The 20,803-nt window shown below is 32.1% G+C and carries 20 protein-coding genes; 19 read left to right on the forward strand and 1 reads right to left on the reverse strand.

The features are described from left to right. The first annotated feature begins 15 nt into the window (after positions 1–15). From fabV to RMO70_RS05735, 16 genes are all read left to right on the forward strand, one after another. A complete protein-coding gene (fabV, locus tag RMO70_RS05660) occupies positions 16–1,206 on the forward strand; it encodes an enoyl-ACP reductase FabV (protein ID WP_310555452.1) in 1,191 nt (396 codons plus the stop codon). Positions 1,207–1,344: 138 nt separating this feature from the next. After that, on the forward strand, positions 1,345–4,011 hold the full coding sequence (locus RMO70_RS05665) for a T9SS type A sorting domain-containing protein (protein WP_310555453.1): 2,667 nt from the start codon (positions 1,345–1,347) through the stop codon (positions 4,009–4,011). Between the two features lie 90 nt (positions 4,012–4,101). Then, complete coding sequence (locus tag RMO70_RS05670) at positions 4,102–5,100, forward strand: glycosyltransferase (RefSeq protein WP_310555454.1); 999 nt, start codon at positions 4,102–4,104, stop codon at positions 5,098–5,100. Beyond that, entirely contained in the window at positions 5,101–5,688 is a 588-nt protein-coding gene (coaE, locus tag RMO70_RS05675; RefSeq protein ID WP_310555455.1) for a dephospho-CoA kinase, read from the forward strand. A gap of 68 nt (positions 5,689–5,756) precedes the next feature. Further along, positions 5,757–7,340, forward strand: a complete 1,584-nt coding sequence (locus tag RMO70_RS05680) for a HAMP domain-containing sensor histidine kinase (protein WP_310555456.1) — start codon at positions 5,757–5,759, stop codon at positions 7,338–7,340. A 2-nt stretch (positions 7,341–7,342) separates the two neighbouring features. After that, positions 7,343–8,050 (forward strand): response regulator transcription factor, encoded by a 708-nt coding sequence (locus tag RMO70_RS05685; protein WP_310555457.1) that lies wholly within the window; start codon positions 7,343–7,345, stop codon positions 8,048–8,050. A 426-nt stretch (positions 8,051–8,476) separates the two neighbouring features. Then, positions 8,477–9,286 carry a hypothetical protein gene (locus RMO70_RS05690; RefSeq protein WP_310555458.1) on the forward strand — a complete coding sequence of 270 codons (810 nt, stop codon included), beginning with the start codon at positions 8,477–8,479 and terminating at the stop codon, positions 9,284–9,286. Between the two features lie 70 nt (positions 9,287–9,356). Then, entirely contained in the window at positions 9,357–9,887 is a 531-nt protein-coding gene (locus RMO70_RS05695) for a hypothetical protein (protein WP_310555459.1), read from the forward strand. Continuing rightward, positions 9,887–10,615 (forward strand): CsgE family curli-type amyloid fiber assembly protein, encoded by a 729-nt coding sequence (locus RMO70_RS05700; protein ID WP_310555460.1) that lies wholly within the window; start codon positions 9,887–9,889, stop codon positions 10,613–10,615. The genes RMO70_RS05695 and RMO70_RS05700 overlap by 1 nt, the downstream gene beginning before the upstream one ends. Before the next feature lie 11 nt (positions 10,616–10,626). Further along, entirely contained in the window at positions 10,627–11,028 is a 402-nt protein-coding gene (locus RMO70_RS05705; protein ID WP_310555461.1) for a curli assembly protein CsgF, read from the forward strand. Between the two features lies 1 nt (position 11,029). Beyond that, entirely contained in the window at positions 11,030–12,451 is a 1,422-nt protein-coding gene (locus tag RMO70_RS05710; RefSeq protein ID WP_310555462.1) for a CsgG/HfaB family protein, read from the forward strand. Between the two features lie 4 nt (positions 12,452–12,455). Next, on the forward strand, positions 12,456–13,940 hold the full coding sequence (locus RMO70_RS05715) for a carboxypeptidase regulatory-like domain-containing protein (protein ID WP_310555463.1): 1,485 nt from the start codon (positions 12,456–12,458) through the stop codon (positions 13,938–13,940). A 76-nt stretch (positions 13,941–14,016) separates the two neighbouring features. Next, positions 14,017–14,901, forward strand: coding sequence for an OmpA family protein (locus RMO70_RS05720; RefSeq protein WP_310555464.1), 885 nt, complete (start codon positions 14,017–14,019; stop codon positions 14,899–14,901). Positions 14,902–14,976: 75 nt separating this feature from the next. Beyond that, the gene (locus tag RMO70_RS05725; protein WP_310555465.1) at positions 14,977–16,155 is read left to right on the forward strand and encodes an AIR synthase related protein; all 1,179 of its coding nucleotides are present in this window, start codon (positions 14,977–14,979) and stop codon (positions 16,153–16,155) included. An 85-nt stretch (positions 16,156–16,240) separates the two neighbouring features. After that, on the forward strand, positions 16,241–16,597 hold the full coding sequence (locus RMO70_RS05730) for a hypothetical protein (RefSeq protein WP_310555466.1): 357 nt from the start codon (positions 16,241–16,243) through the stop codon (positions 16,595–16,597). Positions 16,598–16,637: 40 nt separating this feature from the next. Beyond that, positions 16,638–17,288, forward strand: coding sequence for a hypothetical protein (locus RMO70_RS05735; RefSeq protein WP_310555467.1), 651 nt, complete (start codon positions 16,638–16,640; stop codon positions 17,286–17,288). Positions 17,289–17,342: 54 nt separating this feature from the next. Here RMO70_RS05735 and RMO70_RS05740 read toward each other — a convergent pair whose 3' ends face one another. Next, a complete protein-coding gene (locus RMO70_RS05740; RefSeq protein WP_310555468.1) occupies positions 17,343–17,600 on the reverse strand; it encodes a helix-turn-helix transcriptional regulator in 258 nt (85 codons plus the stop codon). Positions 17,601–18,031: 431 nt separating this feature from the next. Here RMO70_RS05740 and RMO70_RS05745 point away from each other — a divergent pair, with 431 nt between their 5' ends. The 3 genes from RMO70_RS05745 to RMO70_RS05755 all read left to right on the forward strand — a co-directional run. Then, entirely contained in the window at positions 18,032–19,771 is a 1,740-nt protein-coding gene (locus tag RMO70_RS05745; RefSeq protein ID WP_310555469.1) for a hypothetical protein, read from the forward strand. Positions 19,772–19,778: 7 nt separating this feature from the next. Continuing rightward, the gene (locus tag RMO70_RS05750) at positions 19,779–20,414 is read left to right on the forward strand and encodes a hypothetical protein (protein ID WP_310555470.1); all 636 of its coding nucleotides are present in this window, start codon (positions 19,779–19,781) and stop codon (positions 20,412–20,414) included. Between the two features lie 142 nt (positions 20,415–20,556). Further along, on the forward strand, positions 20,557–20,803 hold a 247-nt coding region (locus RMO70_RS05755; RefSeq protein ID WP_310555471.1), incomplete at its 3' end, for a hypothetical protein.

Here is a 20,803-nt window from a genome sequence, read left to right on the forward strand (position 1 = left end):
AATAAATAAATAAAAATGATTATAGAACCAAGAATGAGAGGATTTATTTGCACCACAGCCCATCCAGTAGGTTGTGCTCAAAATGTAAAAAATCAAATCGAATACATCAAATCAAAAGGAAAAATTGAAGGCGCTAAGCGAGTATTAGTTATTGGATCGTCTACAGGATTTGGATTGGCTTCAAGAATAACAAGTGCTTTTGGATCGGATGCTTCTACTATTGGTGTTTTTTTTGAAAAACCACCAAGTGAAGGAAAAACAGCTTCTCCAGGCTGGTACAACTCTGCAGCTTTTGAAAACGAAGCAAGCAAAGCTGGATTGTATGCTAAAAGTATCAATGGAGATGCTTTTTCTAACGAAATAAAACAACAAACAATCGATTTAATCAAACAGGATTTAGGTCAAATCGATTTGGTAATATACAGTTTGGCATCGCCTGTTAGAACACATCCAACTACTGGAGTTACCCACCGATCGGTTTTGAAACCTATTGGGGCGACTTATACCAACAAAACAGTCGATTTTCATTCTGGAAAAGTAACAGATATTTCTATCGCACCTTGTGAAGGAGATGATATCGAAAACACCGTTATTGTAATGGGTGGAGAAGATTGGAAAATGTGGATAGATGCAATGAAAAATGCTGGGGTTTTAGCTCAAGGTTTTACAACAGTTTCTTATTCCTATATAGGTTCTTCATTAACAGAAGCTGTATATAGAAAAGGAACTATTGGTCGTGCTAAAGACGATATGGAAGCCACAGCATTTACTATTACTGATTCTTTATCTGATTTGAATGGAAAAGCTTATGTATCAGTAAACAAAGCGCTAGTTACTCAAGCCAGTTCTGCCATACCAGTGATACCGCTGTATATTTCTTTATTATATAAATTAATGAAAGAAGAAGGAACTCATGAAGGTTGTATCGAACAAATTCAGCGATTGTATGCACAACGATTGTATGCTGGAGACAATGTTCCTGTTGATGACAAAGGACGAATCCGAATTGACGATTGGGAGCTAAACGAAACATTGCAAGCAAAAATTTCAAAACTTTGGGCGCAAGCAACAACTGAAAATTTATCAGAAATTGGAGATTTACAAGGATATAGAAGTGATTTTCACAATCTTTTTGGGTTTGGATTTCAAGGTGTAGATTATAATACGGAGGTCAATGAAATGGTAGGTATTCCAAGTATATCATAATTTTTTAACAAATAAAATACGAACCTGTAATCTTATTACAGGTTTTTTTATGCATTTAATCGACTATAGTATATTAAATTAACGTTTTGTTAATATAATTTATACATTGCGAGTCAAACTTAAATAATAAAAAACATTATGAAAAAAATTACATTTTTAGTAGCTTTCTTTTTGGCGGCAATCACGGGAAGCTATGCGCAAGCAAGTGAGTACAGCTTTAGCCAAAGTAATGGCACTTATACTTCATTAGTTGGAGAAACTGTTTTAGGAACACAAACAGTAGCTAATGGTGTTTCTGCAGGGGCATTAGATGATAACAATTATACAGTAGCATTGCCTTTTGGATTTACCTTTTCAGGAGTTGCTTACGCTTCAGGGGCTAATATTTATGTAAATACAAACGGATTTGTTGCCTTTGGTGTAGCAGCTCCAGCTGTTGATACTTATAGCCCTATTGCCAGTACTAATGTTTATGATGGAGCGATTGCTGCCTTTGGATTTGATTGTAATGGAGGTTATGCCGCAACTGGAACCAATGTTAATGGTTCTCCAACAATTACAATCACTGCAGGTTCAACAACTCCATATACGGTAGGGTCTCCAATTATAGGGACAGGTATTCCAGGTGGTGCTACAGTTGTTTCAACTACCACTACCACTGTTACAATTTCTGCAAATTGTACTTCAGGTGGAGCAGGAAGAAGTTTTAACGTTGGATCTGGAAAAATTAGTTATGTTGTGACTGGAACTACCCCGAATCAAAAACTAGTAATACAATTCTCTAAAATGAGGCCTTATAATGCAACTTTAAGAACAATTGATTATCAAATTGTTTTGAATGAAACAAGCAATATTGTTGACTTAGTCTATGGTGCTTCATTTGGTTCAGCATCGGCTTCAACTATACAAGTTGGACTTAGAGGGTCTGTAAATACAAATTTTCTAACACGTGCAACAACTACAAACTGGGGCGCAACAACTGTAGGGGCTACTAATGCTGCGACGGTAACTTTCAGCGCAACAGTTTTGCCTGTTAGTGGTTTAACATTTATTTTTACACCACCAAATCCTTGTACTGGAATGCCAGTTGGAGGTACAGTTGCACCTGCATTGTTAGCAGTATGTCCTACAGCAGCTGTAGCACCACTTATTGTTTCAGGATTTACAACAGGTTTTTCTGGATTAACGTATCAATGGGAACAATCAACTGACAACTTTGCTACTGCACCAGTAGATGCTGTTGGTGGCACAGGAGCAACAACGACAACGTATACTCCGCCTGTTTTTGGGGGAACAACTATTTATTATAGAATGAGAATTACATGTACTGGCTCTGGGATGACTGCCTACTCAAGTGTTTCTACAATAACACCACCAGCTTCACCAGCTACACAGGTTTCAACTTTAGCTTCTGTTCCAACTTTGGTTACAGCACCATTAACTTTTATTGCGGGTAATGGTGGTAGACGTGTGGTTTATTTTAGTGATTCGGCTACTTTTACTGATCCTGTAGATGGAAATGGTCCAGCTTTAGTAGCTAATGCAGTTTATGCAGGTACAGGTCAGCAAATTGTTTATGACGGTACAGGAACAGGAGTAACAGTAACTGGATTGAATGCTTCTACCACCTATTATGTCAAAGCTTATGAGTACTTGCGTTGTGGTGCAGGTCCTTACGATTTTTATTATAATGTAACAACGGGTACAAATATACTTACAGTAACTACAGCTTCACCTCCAGCAAATGATAATTTTGCAAATGCAGAAGCAATTTTATGTGGTACAACATATAATGGGAATACTACAAATGCTTCTATTGATGAAACGATAACACCAACAACTCAGTTTGGTGTAGATTTAGACTCTAGAAATGTTTGGTATAAGTATGTGAATGTTGGTGGAGATCAGTCGGTTACCTTAAACCTTTGTGGTTCTTCTTATGATTCTTCTGTTTTAGTTTTGACTGGAACAACTGGTGCTCTAACTGCTGTGGCTGGTAATGATGATGATGCTACATGTGGTTTAGGTTTTGAAACTCGTTCTAGGGTTAGCTTTAATGCTGTTGGAGCAACTACCTATTACATTGCTGTTGAAGGTTGGAATGCTGGGAATTTTGGCGCCTACACTATGGCGGTTAGTTGTGTAGCGGTTAATCCGCCAGCAGTTGCCAATCAAACGTGTGCATTAGCTTTAGCAGTTACTGTGGATGGTTCAGATACAAATTCTGACAACTCTTTTGGTGATGTATCAGCAGTGCAACCTTCTTGTGATACGTTTGGAGTAATTCAAGACGTTTGGTTCTCGTTTGTAGCGCCAACTTCTGGTGAAGTTACTTGTTTAGTGACTCCTACAACAATGAGTTCAGCAAACTTTAATATATATTCTGGTGCTTGTGGTACTCTAGTAGCTGTCGCTGGCACATGTAATGCTGATTTGACTGGGGCTACCTCAGAAGCATTGACTGGTTTAATTGCTGGGGACACTTATTTTGTTCAAGTATGGAGTAATGCCGCTGAGCAAGGAACTTTTAAAATAAATATGACTGATACAACATTAGCAACCAATAGTTTTGATAAAGCTAATTTCACTTCATATCCTAACCCTGTTCAAGATGTTTTAAACATTTCTTATAGAACTAATATATCAAGTGTTTCTATTTTCAACTTGTTAGGACAAGAAGTGTTAGCTAAAACAATTAATGCTTCAGAAGCTAAAGTGGATATGTCAAACTTATCTAATGGAACTTATTTAGTTAAAGTTACTGTTGATGGTTTAACTAAAACTATAAAGGTGGTTAAAGAATAATTATTTATTCAAAATTAAAAAGGTCATTCGCAATTGTGAATGACCTTTTTTTTATAAAAAAATGTAACTTTGTAAAAATTTTTTTAACAGATGAATTTTTCATTTATAATTCCAGTTTACAATCGACCTGATGAAATTGAAGAACTTTTACAAAGCCTTGCGAAACAAATTTATACTATACCATTTGACATTATAATAGTAGAAGATGGATCTACAATTCCGTGTGAGCATATTGTAGATAAATATAAGGATAAACTTTCTATCACCTATTATTTAAAATACAATTCTGGACCTGGTGATTCTCGCAATTTTGGAATGAGTCAATCAAAAGGAGATTATTTTATAATTTTAGATTCAGATTGTATACTTCCCGAAAATTATTTAATCGAAGTTGATAAAAGTTTAACCACAAACTATGTAGACTGTTTTGGTGGCCCAGATGCTATGTTGCCTAGTTTTACTTCGGTTCAAAAAGCCATAAACTTCACAATGACATCCGTAATTACTACAGGAGGAATCCGTGGAGCATCTGAGAGAGTAGAAAAATTTCAGCCTCGAAGTTTCAATATGGGAATTTCGAAAAAGGCTTTTGAAGCCTCAAAAGGATTCTCAAACATACATCCTGGAGAAGATCCAGATTTAAGTATTCGTTTGTGGAAATTGGGTTTTGAAACCAAATTGATTTCTTCAGCCTTTGTATACCACAAAAGAAGAATAGATTGGGAAAAATTTTATACACAGGTAAATAAATTTGGTAAAGCTAGACCTATATTGAATTATTGGTATCCAGAATATGCAAAACCTACTTTTTTTCTACCTACATTATTTGTTATAGGATTCATTATTGGGGTTTTCTCATTAGTATTTACTTTTGATTGGATATTGAAGCTATATTTTGCATATACATTTTTAGTTTTCATAGTTTCGACAATTCAAAACAGAAGTGTTTATGTTGGCTATTTATCTATAATTGCGATGTGGAAACAATTTTTCGGGTACGGATTAGGCTTTATGAAATCATTTTTCAAAATTAATATTCTCAAACAAAAACCTCAAGAAGCATTTCCCGAACTTTTTTTTAAAGTATAAATGACAAAAATAATTGGTTTGACAGGTGGAATAGGAAGTGGTAAAACTACTATTGCTAGACTTTTTGAATCTAGTAATATTCCTGTGTATATTGCTGACGACGAAGCTAAAAAAATAATGCAATTGCCTGAAACAATCAGTTTAATAGTTGAAGAGTTTGGTAAAAATATTATAATTAATAATAAAATTGACCCTAAATTACTTTCAAAAATTGTTTTTAATTCACCAGAAAAGCTAAAAATACTTAATTCAATTATACACCCGTTAGTAAAAAAACATTTTGATATGTGGGTGCAAGAACATCAAAAAGCTGCATTTGTAATCAAAGAAGCTGCAATATTATTTGAAAGCGGAAGTTATAAATATTGTGATGTCGTGATAACGGTAATTGCAGACGAAGAAACGCGAATAACTCGTGTAATGAAAAGAGATAATTGTTCTCGAGAACATATTTTAGATCGCATTAAAAACCAATGGACTGATGCTCAAAAAGCAGAAAAAAGCGATTATATAATAGTGAATGATGATTTTGAGATTGCTAAATCTCAAGTAAAAGCAATTCTTAAAAAAATAAAAAATCTACATTAAAAAACCATTTTGTTAATGTTTGGTTAATTTATTTAGTATTCAAATGTTAAAATGTTAATTTTGTTTCAATGAATAAAGCATTGTTTCGTTTTGTTGTTTTCTTAATGTCTATTTCTTTGCTAGGAATTATTGTTGTGCAAGGTTATTTGATAAATGCTTCTTTTAAAAATAAAGAGGAACAGTTCAAATATCAAGTAAAACAAGTCATAGGAAATGTTTCTAAAAAATTGCAAGAACAAGAAACCTATACTTTTTTAAGTACCTACAATAAACTAAAAGATAGTATAGGACAAACTCCACAACAAAGTGAATTATTAAAATTTTTTTATGTTGAAAAAAATGCAATAACTAAAGAAACAATAATATATTCAAATAGTATAATACCTGAAGATTACACAATATCTTCTACGTTCTTTGATAAAAATAATGATTCAACACAACTTAAAAACTTTGTTTCTAAACGTGTTACAGAAGTCTTTAATGATAAATCGATTGACAATTCAGATATTCAAAACACAATTTCTCCCTCAGAAAAAGTGGAGAAATATGGTAGGATGGAAATACTGGATAAAGTTCAATTTGAAATTTACTTTAAAGATATCGCAGCCACACGATCCATAACGCAAAGAGTCTCAAACAAGCAATTGCAAGATATTTTAGCAATAGAACTTAGTGGATATGGTATTAAAACACCATTTGATTATGGAATTTACAGTAATGGATTAGCTACAAAAGTAAAATCAGAAGATTTTAAGTTTGATAAAAAAAACACATACGATATTCCTGTTTTCACAGATAATGATGGAGTTAGTAAATACCAATTGCTAGTAAGTTTTCCAGATAAAAAAGCTTTTTTAATATCAGATTTAATCGGAATAGCTTTATTATCATTTCTATTTACAGCCATAATTATTGTTGCTTATTATAGTGCATTGAATCAATTAAATAAACAACGTCACATTTCTGAAATCAAAACAGATTTCATAAACAATATGACACATGAGTTTAAAACGCCTATTGCTACCATAAATTTAGCCTTAGATGCCATAAAAAACCCAAAAATCATTGATGATAAAGAAAAAGTTTTTCGTTACCTTCAAATGATTAAAGATGAAAATAAAAGAATGCATGCGCAAGTTGAAAATGTATTGAGAATCTCAAAATTAGAAAAAAGAGAATTAGACATTAAAAAAGAGGCAAACGATGTTCACGAAATTATCGAAGAAGCAATAGATCATGTAAGTTTGATTCTAGAAGATCGACAAGGAATTTTAAATAAAAACTTAAAAGCTTCAAAAACAACGGCTTTGTTAAATGACGTTCATTTTACAAACGTACTAGTAAACATACTAGAAAATGCAGTAAAATATTCTACGGATAACCCAATTATAACTGTTGAAACCGAAAATATTAAAAATTTTATAATCATTAGAATAAAAGATAAAGGATTAGGAATTAGTAAAGTAGCACAGAAAAAAATATTCGATAAATTTTATCGAGAGCATACAGGAGATATTCATAACGTAAAAGGACATGGACTAGGTTTGTCTTACGTAAAACGAATAGTCGATGACCATAATGGAGAAGTTATGGTAGAAAGTGAAAAAGGAAAAGGCAGTTCGTTTATAATAAAATTACCATTAATATATTAAATATGGAAGCAAACAAAAAAATACTACTAGTAGAAGATGATCCAAATTTTGGATCTATATTACGCGACTACCTCAATATGAATGATTTTGAGGTTGTATTAGCTAAAAATGGAATGGAAGGTTTTGAAAAATTCAAGAAAGACAACTATGATTTGTGCATACTTGATGTAATGATGCCGTACAAAGACGGATATACGCTAGCTAAAGAAATAAGAGAAAAAAATAAGGATGTGCCTATTATATTCTTGACTGCGAAATCTATGAAAGAAGACGTACTAAAAGGATACAAGGTAGGAGCAGACGATTATTTGAATAAACCATTTGATTCCGAAGTTTTATTAATGAAAATTAGAGCTATAATTCAACGAAAAAGTTCAGAGTTAAAAACAGATGTAGCTAAATTTGAATTTAAAATTGGTAGATTTGATTTGAACTCTAAATTGAGATTCTTAAATTTTCCAGGACAAGAAGCTATCAAATTATCTCCAAAGGAGAACGAACTTCTTAAAATGCTTGCTGTTTATGAAAATGATTTAATGCCAAGAGAATTAGCTCTTACTAAAATATGGAGAGACGACAACTATTTCACTTCTAGAAGTATGGATGTGTACATTGCCAAACTTCGAAAATATCTTAAACCAGATGATACAGTAGAAATACTAAACATTCACGGTGAAGGATTTAGATTAGCCATTAAAAATTCAATATAATTACTTAAAAAAAGCTTCAAATTTTGAAGCTTTTTTTTTGGAATTTACTTTTCTTGACGATTTTTATCTAGGTTATTTTTTTGTAAATCAAATTAAAATTTATAATCCTAACTAATATAGGTTATTTCCAACCCTATTTTTAATTATATCAAGTATAAGTTTTTTCTACAAAAAATTAGCATTAATTTATAATAAAGTGTATTTCGTCGTATTTTTTAATTATTATATAGAAAAAAAGATAAATATTTAATAAATTAACAACAAGCAAATATTCTCGTATTACAATTTATATATCTTTGAAATGTAATACCACTATAAAATTTTCCAAATATATAATACTGATTTTTAAGTATTTAAAATTAATCCCAATTTGAGAACTGGCATTTCATAATAATATGTAATTATAACCAATTAAATATTTTTATTATGAAAAAAGTGATTTTTAGCATCTCAGTGATGCTTTGTTCAATGGGAGCTTTCGCTCAATCAAATTCAAGTGATGTGTTCCAAATTGGAACTAGCCAATGGGCTGATGTAGACCAAGACGGTTTATTGAACGTTGCAAAAATTAGACAAGGTGTTTTACCAGGTCAAAGCGCGGCTTCAAACAACAATTATTCCGAAATTGATCAAGATGGTGCAAGAAACAATGCCTTTACCTCGCAAAGTAACTTGTTTAATGATGCATACCAAGAACAAATTGGAAGCGATAACCAAGCCACAATTTGGCAAGATCAATTAGTGCCAAATGTAAGTACTGGTTACGATTTTGCAGACCAACAACAACATGGAGACAACAACAAAGCTACCGTTGACCAAGGTACTTCAGGAAACAATCCATTACCATCAACTCCAGTGTTTTCTGCAGCTGCAGTAGCATTTAGTAATGCAGTTCCAGTGCCAGTTTCTCCTCATGGTGACAATGATGCTTACCAACACCAAGATGACGATTACGGTATTGCTTATGTAAGTCAAGGAGGAAAACGAAACTACTCTAGACAATATCAAAATGGTAGTGCTAGCATAACTGCTGCAACAGCTAATGAATCTAACCACTATCAATACGGTAACGACAATGATGCAATATCTGTACAATGGGGTAAAGATTTGACTGTAAATAGCCTACAAATAGGTAATGACAATTATACAAAAGCGACTCAAATGGGGACGGGTCATAATAGTGTGAATGTTCAAGTGGGTAATTCCAATTATATTACGGTATTACAAAACGACTAAATTAACTTGAAGTAAAGGGTAAGAAGATTTAAATTTTTTTCTTACCCTTTGTTTTAAAATACAATTTAAAATGAAAAAACTATTTCCTTATATTTCGATTGTACTTTTATTTTCATTTGCTGAATTGTTCTGTCAAGAGATAAAAACACCAGCTCAAAAAAATAGAGATTTAAAAGTAATTGGTGTTACAGAAACTCCTTTTTTAGAAAATCAAAATGAGCAAAGTCTACAACAACTGGAAATAAATCAACAACTATTTCAGGAAGGAAGCAGTGTGAATTTAATTCAAATTGGAGATTTTAATTTTTCTAATATAAATACGACTTCAAATGATGTGACCTTAAGTTTGAATCAAACAGGAACAAATAATTATATAAATATTGACAAATCGGCAAATAAAATTTCCCAATCAGTAATTCAAAAAGGGAATAATAATTTTATTCAAGACCAATCAATATATACAAACACGACTATTTTAAACAAGTTCACACAGTTAGGTGATAATTTGAGTTTGTACAATTTTGGTTCTAATTCAATATCAGCAACAATGAGTGTTTTGCAAATAGGAAATCAAAGAAGCGTAATTATAATTAATAAGTAATGAAAATTTTAAAACACCTCTTAATCGTCTTGATTTTAGTTTTACCAGTATCAGGTATAAGTCAGACTACCAATAAAGAGATTAAGGCTAAAATTGAAATGGAAGATAATACAGATTACATTACAATCACAGGATTTGCAGAAAACTTGACAGATGGATACAAAAGTTTGTTTTATAAACTCACTGTTATCAAAACGGACACTCAAAAGAATGCCTCAAACAGTTCACAAAGTGGTCGTTTTACTATAGAAGCCAATCAAATAAAATCGCTATCCAAAACCCAGATTAATTTAATTAAGGATACTCAAGTTGTTATATTATTATTGATTTATGATGAAGATCAAAACCTAATAGGAAAGGATAGAATCGTTTTAGGTGAAAAAAAAATTGAAAAAGTAAATTCAATAAAACCAAAAGACGGAATTGAAATTACTGGAATAGTATCAGACGAAACTAAAACCAAGATGGGGAAAGATTTCTACGATGTTTTTTACAATCAATACAACAGACTAAAGCTTAATTCATCAAAAATGGTAGTGGTAGAAGAAGAATTGTCAAATTCAAGAACTACAATTATAAAAGTAAAAATTGATGAAACTATTTTGAATGAATTTGTTACAAAACCTGACGAAGAGTTTCTTCAAGAAATGGCGGAAGATTCGGTAGCAAAAATATACAATTATCTTAAAAATTTAGAAAAACAAAATAAATTCATTTCACAATACTAATATTTTTAAGTATGAAAATTCTGTTATACATAATTTTAGGTATCATTTCAAATGCATTATACAGTCAAGATTTGGTTTACAAACCCAAAAATCCTGCTTTTGGTGGCGATACGTTCAATTATCAATGGCTTTTAAGTTCTGCCGAAGCTCAAAATCTATACAAGGAGCCACAAGAACCTAAAGTTAACAAAACAGAATTGGAACGATTTACAGAAAATTTGAATAGCCAACTATTAAGTCAAATAACAAGATCACTTTTTCAACAACAATTTGGAACAGACGGCATAACCGAAGGCACATATACCTTTGGAAGTCTTTCAGTCGAAGTATACCCATCAGGGGGAGGATTAGTAGTCGATATTTTAGACACAGAAACTGGCGAACAAACACAAGTAATCATTCCAAAAAATTAATATGAAGAAATATACAATTCTATTATGTCTAGCCAGTTCGGCTATGATTGTAAGTTGCGGTTCGTATTTTAACCAACCTTTGGGAATTCAAAAAGCAACACTTGGAGAAAGTACGGTATCGACCATAACATTAAAAAACTTGCCTAAACCCCTAGAGCCTATTGTAGTTGGTGTTTACAAGTTTAGAGATCAAACAGGACAATATAAAGCAGCTGATAACGGAAGTACTTTTAGTACTGCGGTTACTCAAGGTGCTACAACAATACTTATCAAAGCATTAGAAGATTCAAAATGGTTTACCCCAATCGAGCGTGAAAACTTAGGCAATTTGCTCAACGAACGAAACATAATAAGATCAACTCGGCAAGAATACTCTAAGAATACTGAAGCAACAGAAACACAACTCACACCATTACTTTTTGCAGGAGTTTTAGTCGAAGGAGGTATTATTTCCTACGATTCTAATATATTAACAGGTGGTTTTGGAGCCAGATATTTTGGAGCAGGAATTTCTACGCGGTATCGCCAAGATAGGATTTCAGTCTATTTAAGATTGGTTTCTACTTCCAACGGTAAAATTCTAAAAACAGTTTATGTTTCAAAAACAATCTTATCTCAAGCCATAGACGCTAGTTTGTTTCGTTATGTAAAATTCAAAAGACTGTTAGAAGTCGAAACGGGATATACTAAAAATGAACCCATTCATTTAGCCGTTACTGAAGCCATCGAAAAAGGAGTGGAATCACTTATTATAGAAGGAATTAGAGATAATATATGGCAAGTAAATGCACCAATTTTAAAAATTACAGAATTGATAAATCAATACGATAAAGAAAAAGCTATTGCTGACGAAACACAACTCTATGGGCGTCATTTATATCAAAAAAGAGGAAAATTTGGTTTAGAATTATCAGGCGGCGGCTCATTAATCAACGATGATTATGCCAATCCGAGTATGAGACCTATGATTCGTGGCGCTATTAAGTATTTCATATCACCTACTTTTAATTTAAGTGCTTCTACAAATGCTTTTTGGTTTGGAAATACAAACAAGTTGGAAGTTGGTTATGCTTCTTGGGATTTGAATGTCGAAGCTTTATTATTACCATTTGACAAATACTCACCTTATGTTTTTGCTGGATTGGGATACAACTCCAATAGTGCATTCGAAAACAAATTTATGAAAGCTCAATTTGGTGCCGGCATCGAGTATATGATTGCTGATAATATAGGAATTAAAGCTTTTGGTGAAAGTAACATCACGAATAATGACAATCTTGATTATTTAATTAAAGGAGCTAAAAAAGATTCTTTTTTAAGATTTGGTTTAGGGCTTAGCTATTATTTTGGGAAACGAAAACCAAAACAAAAAATAGAAGCGATAGAAACTAATTATCAAGAACTAATTAACACTAACAAATAATAGTATGAAAAATCGAATCTACAATTTTGGATTTCTTCTTACCATTGTATTATTTTCGTGTAGTAAGGAAGTGATAACTGATACTGGCTTTGGGATCATAAAAGGAAGAGTGGTAAAAGAATTAACTTTTGAACCGTTATCAAATGCAAAAATCTCAACCAATCCTGCAACAAGCTCTGTAATTACTGATGAAGATGGAAATTTTGTATTGTCAAATATTCCAGCAGCAACCTATTCAATTCAAGCTCAAAAAGAAGGATATGTAGCAAAATTTGAATCTGGCTCGGTTTTAATAAATGCGGCTATTGAAATTATTTTTGAACTAAAACCTCAAGTATCTGAAAATAGTTCGCCTACAATACCTATTCAAGTTGCTCCAGCAGATAATGCTATAGATGAACCTTTAAAAGTTGCTCTCAAATGGACAGCTACTGATCCTGATGATGATACGCTCAAATATGAAGTCATTTTGAGAAGTGATGCGAATGACAATGTACAAGTCTTCGCAGATATTTTAAACCCAAACTATGTATTACAAAATTTGAATTATGCCACAAAATATTATTGGCAAGTTTCTGTTTCTGACGGAATAAATCCCAAAGTGTTGAGTGAAGTGAGAAGTTTTAGAACGGCTATTTTTCCCAACGCACGATTCTTATTCACCCGAAAGATAAATTCAAACAATGTTATTTTTGTTGCAAATGATACTGGAAATGAATTAGCAATTTCTCCATTATCTGCCAATAGTTACAGACCCAGAAAAAACAATCAAGCTAATAAAATTGCTTTTATAAAATCCGATGGAGCACAAGAACACATTTACACAATGAATCCTGATGGTTCCAATGTTTTTAAAGTCACAAACTCAGTGCCAATTACAGGATTTAATCTGGATTACATCAATTTTTCTTGGTCTGGAAATGGGAGCCAAATTATATACCCATACTTTGATAAACTTTACAAAATCAATGCCGATGGAAGTGGATTATCCCAAATCTATCAAACTGTTGGAGGAAAGTTTATTTCAGAATGCGATTGGAGTATTGATGGATCACTAATTGCACTGAAACTTAATGATGTAAATGGGTATAACGCAGAAATTATAGTTATAAATGCATCGGGAATGTTCGTAAAAACCGTTATTAATGGTGTGAATGGAGCAATAAGTGGATTGCATTTTTCGGTCAATAATGAAAAATTACTATTTACACGTGATATCACAGGTTTTCAGTCTTCGGATTACAGAATGTTAGATAGTAATATATTTCTCCATAATTTAGTTTTAAACACGACAACACAATTAAATGTTGGAAAATTGGCAGGAACGAACGATTTAGATGTACGTTTCTCTCCAAACGAAGCTGAAATATTTTTTGTAAATACCTCAAATGACGGGGTTTCTACTCGATACATTCAAAAATCAGGTATTTCCGTTTCAACTTCCAGAAGTACATTATATACCAATGCAACAATGCCAGATTGGAAATAAAAGTAGTATTAATTCAAAAAAACACCTTTATTTGTACTACATACTACTGAAACTCGTTTCAATATAAAGTACAATTATGAATAAAGGTGTTTTGCTATTATTAATTTTTATTTTCTTCAATGCAACCTATGCTCAAGAACAGTTTTCGGTTTATTTTGATAGCAACAAATATGAGCCAACACCTACCGAATTACAATCATTTCAAAACTGGATAACCCAAAATAAAACCAGCAAAATTGTTGGTGTATATGGGTTTTGTGATGAAGACGGTTCTACAAAATATAATGACACGCTAGCTTCAAAAAGAGTGAATCGTATTTTTCAAATCATTAACAAAAGAGTGAAAACCAGAGACGATTGCAAAACCAGAACCTTTGGTGAACTTCATCAACAGTCTGGTGCAAAAGCCAAAAACCGAAAAGTAACACTTTTTTTTCTCAAAGAAATCGACATTCCTCGTGAAGCCGAAATATTAGGATTAAAACCTAAAGATGTTGTTATACCTAAAAAAGAAATTGTATTTCCTGAAACTATAATTGTCCAAAATCCAAATGGAACTTCTTCCGAGTACAAGTTGGATGTCAATTTTATGAAAAATCTCGATAAAGCTCAAAAAGGGGAAAAACTAATGCTTAGCAACCTGAATTTTGTACTCAATACTTTTGCAATAACTAATGAATCCAGAGGAAAACTCTACGAATTATTACTGGTAATGCAACAAAATCCAAATCTAAAAATTAATATTCAAGGACATTTGTGCTGTATTAAGGTGGATAAAAAAGATCTTTCGACACAACGTGGCAAAGCAATCTATAAATTTCTTGAAATAAACAACATTGACAAAACCAGAATGTCTTACCAAGGTTTTGGAAGTACACTTCCCTTATTTCCAGTACCTGAACAAACCGAAGCAGAACGACAAGCCAACCGCCGTGTAGAAATTGAAATAGTTGATAATTAGTTCAAAAATCCTAATTCCTAATTCGTAATTCGTAATTCAAATGGTTATCTTTGCTCAACAACTACAACACAAAAAATGAGTTCAGACACTTCAAAACGATATGCACTTCGAGGCGTTTCCGCAGGCAAAGAAGATGTGCATAACGCCATCAAAAACATTGATAAAGGATTATTTCCTAAAGCATTTTGCAAAATTGTACCTGATTATTTGACTAATGATGCTGATTATTGCTTAATAATGCACGCTGATGGAGCAGGAACAAAATCATCTCTGGCCTATATGTATTGGAAAGAAACAGGCGATTTATCTGTATGGAAAGGCATTGCACAAGATGCGTTAATTATGAATATTGACGATTTATTATGCGTTGGAGCAACTGATAATATTATGTTATCGTCAACTATTGGTCGCAATAAAAATCTGATTCCAGGCGAAGTCATTTCTGCTATAATCAATGGAACCGAAGAACTCATCACTGAACTTAAAACCTTTGGAGTAACCATACATTCCACAGGAGGTGAAACTGCCGATGTGGGTGATTTAGTTCGAACTTTAATAGTCGATTCGACCGTAACAGCACGAATGAAACGTGCCAATGTGATTGACAATGCCAATATTAAAGCAGGCGATGTTATTATAGGATTGGCCTCTTTCGGTCAAGCCAACTACGAAACCCAATATAATGGTGGAATGGGAAGCAACGGACTTACATCAGCCCGTCACGATGTTTTTGACAATTATTTAGCCCAAAAATATCCAGAAAGTTACGATGACAAAGTGCCTTCGGATTTGGTCTATTCAGGCAACGTAAAACTGACTGATAAAGTGGAGAATTCTCCTCTTGATGCAGGGAAATTAGTGCTTTCGCCAACCAGAACCTACGCTCCAATTATTAAAAAAATACTAGAAAAATTTACGCCAAACGATATTCACGGAATGGTGCATTGTAGTGGAGGCGCACAAACTAAAATTCTCCATTTTATAGACAATTTGCACATCATAAAAGATAATTTATTTCCAGTTCCGCCACTTTTCAAACTCATACAAGAACAATCCAAAACCGATTGGAAAGAAATGTACCAGGTTTTCAACTGCGGCCACCGAATGGAAATATATGTACCTACAGAAATTGCAAACGATATTATTGAACTATCAAAATCCTTTGGAGTCGAATCACAAATTGTGGGTAGAGTAGAAGCAAGCGAGAATAAAAAACTAACAATAACAAGCCAATACGGCATTTTTGAATATTAAATTTAATCGTTTTGAGATTAAGTTTTGGATACTTAATGAAAACCATAATTTACTTAATTTCTTAATGTTTCAAAAAAAAACTTTTATGTACGAACTACTATTTTGGAATTACCAAGAAGGAATATACCTTAACCATCACTTGGTTTACGAAGCCATTGCTGATGGCGAACTTGTTGAAGGATTGGAAGAATTACCAATAGAAGTTATCCTAAACAGAATTACAAAAGTATTTGCCATTTGGGAAAAAGTAGACAATTCCAGCTGGAAAAACCCATCAGGAAATGGTGCTTTTCATATCAGAACAACAACACAATCCATAAAAATCGATTGCTATGGCACCGAAGGAAAAACAATGGACAAACTAGTTGACATCATGGAAGAATTCAAATGCCCACTTTATGATCCACAAGTACCAGAACGTTTTGACGAGTTCAATGAATAATGTTAAACCACATTCAATATTAATAAACTAAAAATAATAAATGAAAGAAAATTTATCATTGCTAAAAAAAATAGCCTTAAAAGCTGGATTTTCTTGGTTTCTAGTCGTAGGAATTGGAGTTTTTACTTCCTTAGTTTGTTTAATTACCAGTTTTTTCTTGTATCAAAACTACGAAGGCGTTTCTGGTTTTGAAGTAATTACAAACGCTTTACGTCACGAATTTTGGACTTTACTATTATTTGTTTCTAGTATTGCAATGCTATTATTTTCGGTTTTGTACGCTAATAAATATGCTATTCATACTACTTTATCTCTGGTTTGGAAAGAAAAAATGCAAGCGTTTATTGCCCCAAAATTAGAGACTTATATTGCAAACATTTCTAAAAAACAACCCAATTGGTTGAGTTCAGTAACCAATGCTTCAGCTTTAAAAATGAAGTTACTTGGTGAAATGCGTTTTGATTCAAATATAAATTCGATTAATAAAAAAGTATTGCAATACGGTTTCAAAAAAATAAACATGGACGATGTCGATTTCTCACAACCAAATCTGGATTATCCAGCTATTATTGCCTACAAAATAAATGAGAAAATTACTGAAATGGCAAAACCATCGCTAAAATTGTTTTGGGGGCTATTAATTTTATTGTTTGTTATTATGATTATAGCAATTGTAAAAATGCCAAGATAGTTAAGGATAAATTTCAATTTTTGCGAAGCTATTTCTTCAGTATTGTAGCTTTGGTTAATTTTGATTATTTAATTTATCAGCTTTTATTTCCTCCGCTTTTTTAAAAAAATCTACTAACGAAATTTCTAAATAATCACATATTGTTGAAAGTGTTTTTACTGTGATATTTGTTTTTCCTTGTTCTATCCTTGCAATATGAATTCCTGTGTCAAAATAAAAAGCTTCTAAAGTAATATTTTTAGATTTTCTAATTGCTTTTATACAATCAATTACTTCCTGCACTATTTTATCGTTTTCATATTGCTTTTGCATAGTTGCAATATCAAAATAGCATAAAACAATTGTAATGACTTATTTGTCATTTTTAATAAAATAACTTATATTTGCAAAAATAATTCAAACCCTTCCCAACCTTTTCTCTATTTTCATCCTCTATATATAAAACAACCCAAAGTAAAACCAAATTGAATGAGAAAAACGGAACAAACTTTAAACTCGATTTACGATGATTTCAATTTACAGCAAAATAATTTTACAACTATTTTTCTTATAAAGTGCTGATATTGGCTAAATTTTAACAAAAAATGTACGGTTTTCCCGTATCCTAAAATGGATTAAAACGATTTAATTTTGCGCCTGATAAATTTACAGTTCTAATTCAAATAAAAAAAAGGGAAAACCGATTCAACCCTGCACTATGCAAAAGGAATTGAAAAACAAACTAAAACCGAATGAAACAAAAAATGAGACAATTACTTTTAGCCATCATTACAGTACTATTACTGTATGGTTGCCAAGACGATTTTGAGGATCACAACACAGTCCCAAAACAAAGCATTACGTTAAAGAATTATACTTTAAAAGAAGCAAACAAAATACCACAATTTAAAATTGCAAATGTTAAGGCACAGAATGAATTAAGAAAAGCTAGTAAAAGCAACAAATCTTCATCTTCCAGAGAATCTGGAGATTTTATAGCAGTAGATTCATCAACGGTTTCTGAAATTTCGTTTGATGATTTCACCTCCTACACAATGCTTATTGAAAAAGAAGAAGATTCCCAAAACTATTTTGAAAACTTGGTCATTCACGTTAAGGATGAAGTTGTAACAGAAGTGTTTACTGTAAAATACACTCCAACACAAGCTCCTATTTATGATGAATCAAGCAAATCTTATACTATTGTTGCAAATATAGAAACAAATAAAGCATATGGTATAACCACATTGTATACTGGTAATGGTAACGATGTAGATCCTGATCCTTCAGGAAGTGGAGGCGTATTAAACTGTATTTGGGTGATGATGTGCAATGGTCGAAATGGTGGCGGTGTTGGGCTAGAACATCGTTCCACACAAGACTGCCAACATAGCTATTTAAAAAGAGTATGTGATTTAAATATGCCAGTAAGAAGCAGTTGCAATGTTGCATCAAATTATGATACTGGAAACGGACACGGCGGAAGCGGCACAGGAAGCGGTTCTAACAACATAACAACTTTAAATCCAGTGACAGTTCCTGTGGTACCAAAAACTCCAGAGGAACTAAAAGCGGATATTTTCAAGTATGAGTTTTACGATCCATTACAACAAAACGAAAAAGATTTTTTAACATCAAATAATCTAATTTACAAAGAAATCAAAAGTTATGTAACGGCAAGTATAAATCTGAATGATGATGGAGATTATATATCACAAGAAGTTGAAGATTTTGCATTGGAAGTAATCACTCGTGTAATGCAAAACCCTACCTTATTCACAAGTCTAAAACCATTCTTGATTGAAAAACAAATTGACGATTCAGCTTTAACTCCGTGTCAAAAAAATGTTTTAACCGCTATAAAAAGTACAACTGTTTCTGATATAGCAAAAGTTTTAGCAAAATTAGATGCAAATGGGAGTGTCTATAATACTATGATGAAAACCGAAACATTGCCAAACGGTAATACTAGTCCTGCAACAACTAAATGGAATTCTCCATATAATTATACTATTTACATTTCGCCTGACTATGCAGGCAAAACAAAACTTTTTATTGCATCGTTAATGTTTCATGAAGTTATTCATGCGTATTTTTTGAGCTTGTTTGATGATTATCATAATGCAAATCCTTCAAATGCAGGTTCGTATGATGATTTTCCATTTCTATTTGATTTATATGTCTTAAAAAAATATCCAGCATCAACAAGTGCTGTAGATATTCAACACCAACAAATGGCACAAAGTTATGTTGGTGCACTTGGAAGGGCTTTGCAAGAATATCAAACTGGAACACCAGTACCTACTGGAATAAATCCAGATCAAATTTATAATGATTTAGCATGGGGTGGATTAAATGGAACTCCTATTTTTGATACTACCTTTCCAATTGGCAATACCGATAGAGTGAGAATATTAAATCGTGCTGCTTGTGAACAGAATGGGACACCTATTGGACAAGGAACTCCAAATCAACAAAATCCAATTGGACAACCTTGTAATTAGTATAATCATGAAAAAAATAATTATATTTTTCTTTGGTCTTTTCTTCATTCTTTCTTGTTCAACAAAAAAGATTGATAAATCTAACCAAATAATTAAAAATATTTCTCCTCAACTATCACAATCAGAAACTAACATCGTGAGCGATTTTTTAAATGCTGAATTAGCAACTGAAAGATATAAAAACTATAGAAATTTAGAAATTGTTGTGATAGAAGAATCGCTAAAAAAATCCCAATCAATTGAAGCATATGAATTAAATTTTAATTATAAAGATTCTTGGGGTAAATTTAGTAATGAGTGGATTTTAGATTCCATTCAATTAAGGAAAGTAAAATCTGAATTAGAGAATGAATCTGTTTATTGTTGGAAAATTACTGACTTTAAAAATTATAAAGTATCATTAATGAAAAATAAAACTTTAAGAAATATTATAAACTCTGGTGAATATATAAATTTACCTGAAAAACTAATTTTATATCTCACTAAACCATTAATTATTGATGAGAATAATGCTTTAATCAGTTTTAATATTGGTTTGAGCAAATCTGGTTTTGGATCTTTAAATCATTATACTGCATTAATGAGAAAAGTAAACGATAAATGGGTTATTAGTGCTTCTTATGATGATGGTTTTTATTATTGATAAGCAATACTAGTTTTGGTCTTCGCCCAAAACTAGTATTTTTTTTTAAAACAAATGATAAAAATAGAAAAGGGAAAACCGATTCAACCCTGCACTATGCAAAATGAGTTGAAAAACAAACTAAAACCGAATGAAACAAAAAATGAGACAATTACTTTTAGCTATCATTACAGTACTATTACTGTATGGTTGCCAAGACGATTTTGAGGATCACAACACAGTCCCAAAACAAAGCATTACGTTAAAGAATTATACTTTAAAAGATGCAAGCAAAATACCACAATTTAAAATTGCAAATGTTAAGGCACAGAATGAATTAAGAAAAGCTAGTAAAAGCAACAAATCTTCATCTTCCAGAGAATCTGGAGATTTTATAGCAGTAGATTCAT

The organism is Flavobacterium sp., assembly GCF_031422135.1.
Classification (GTDB): Bacteria; Bacteroidota; Bacteroidia; order Flavobacteriales; family Flavobacteriaceae; genus Flavobacterium.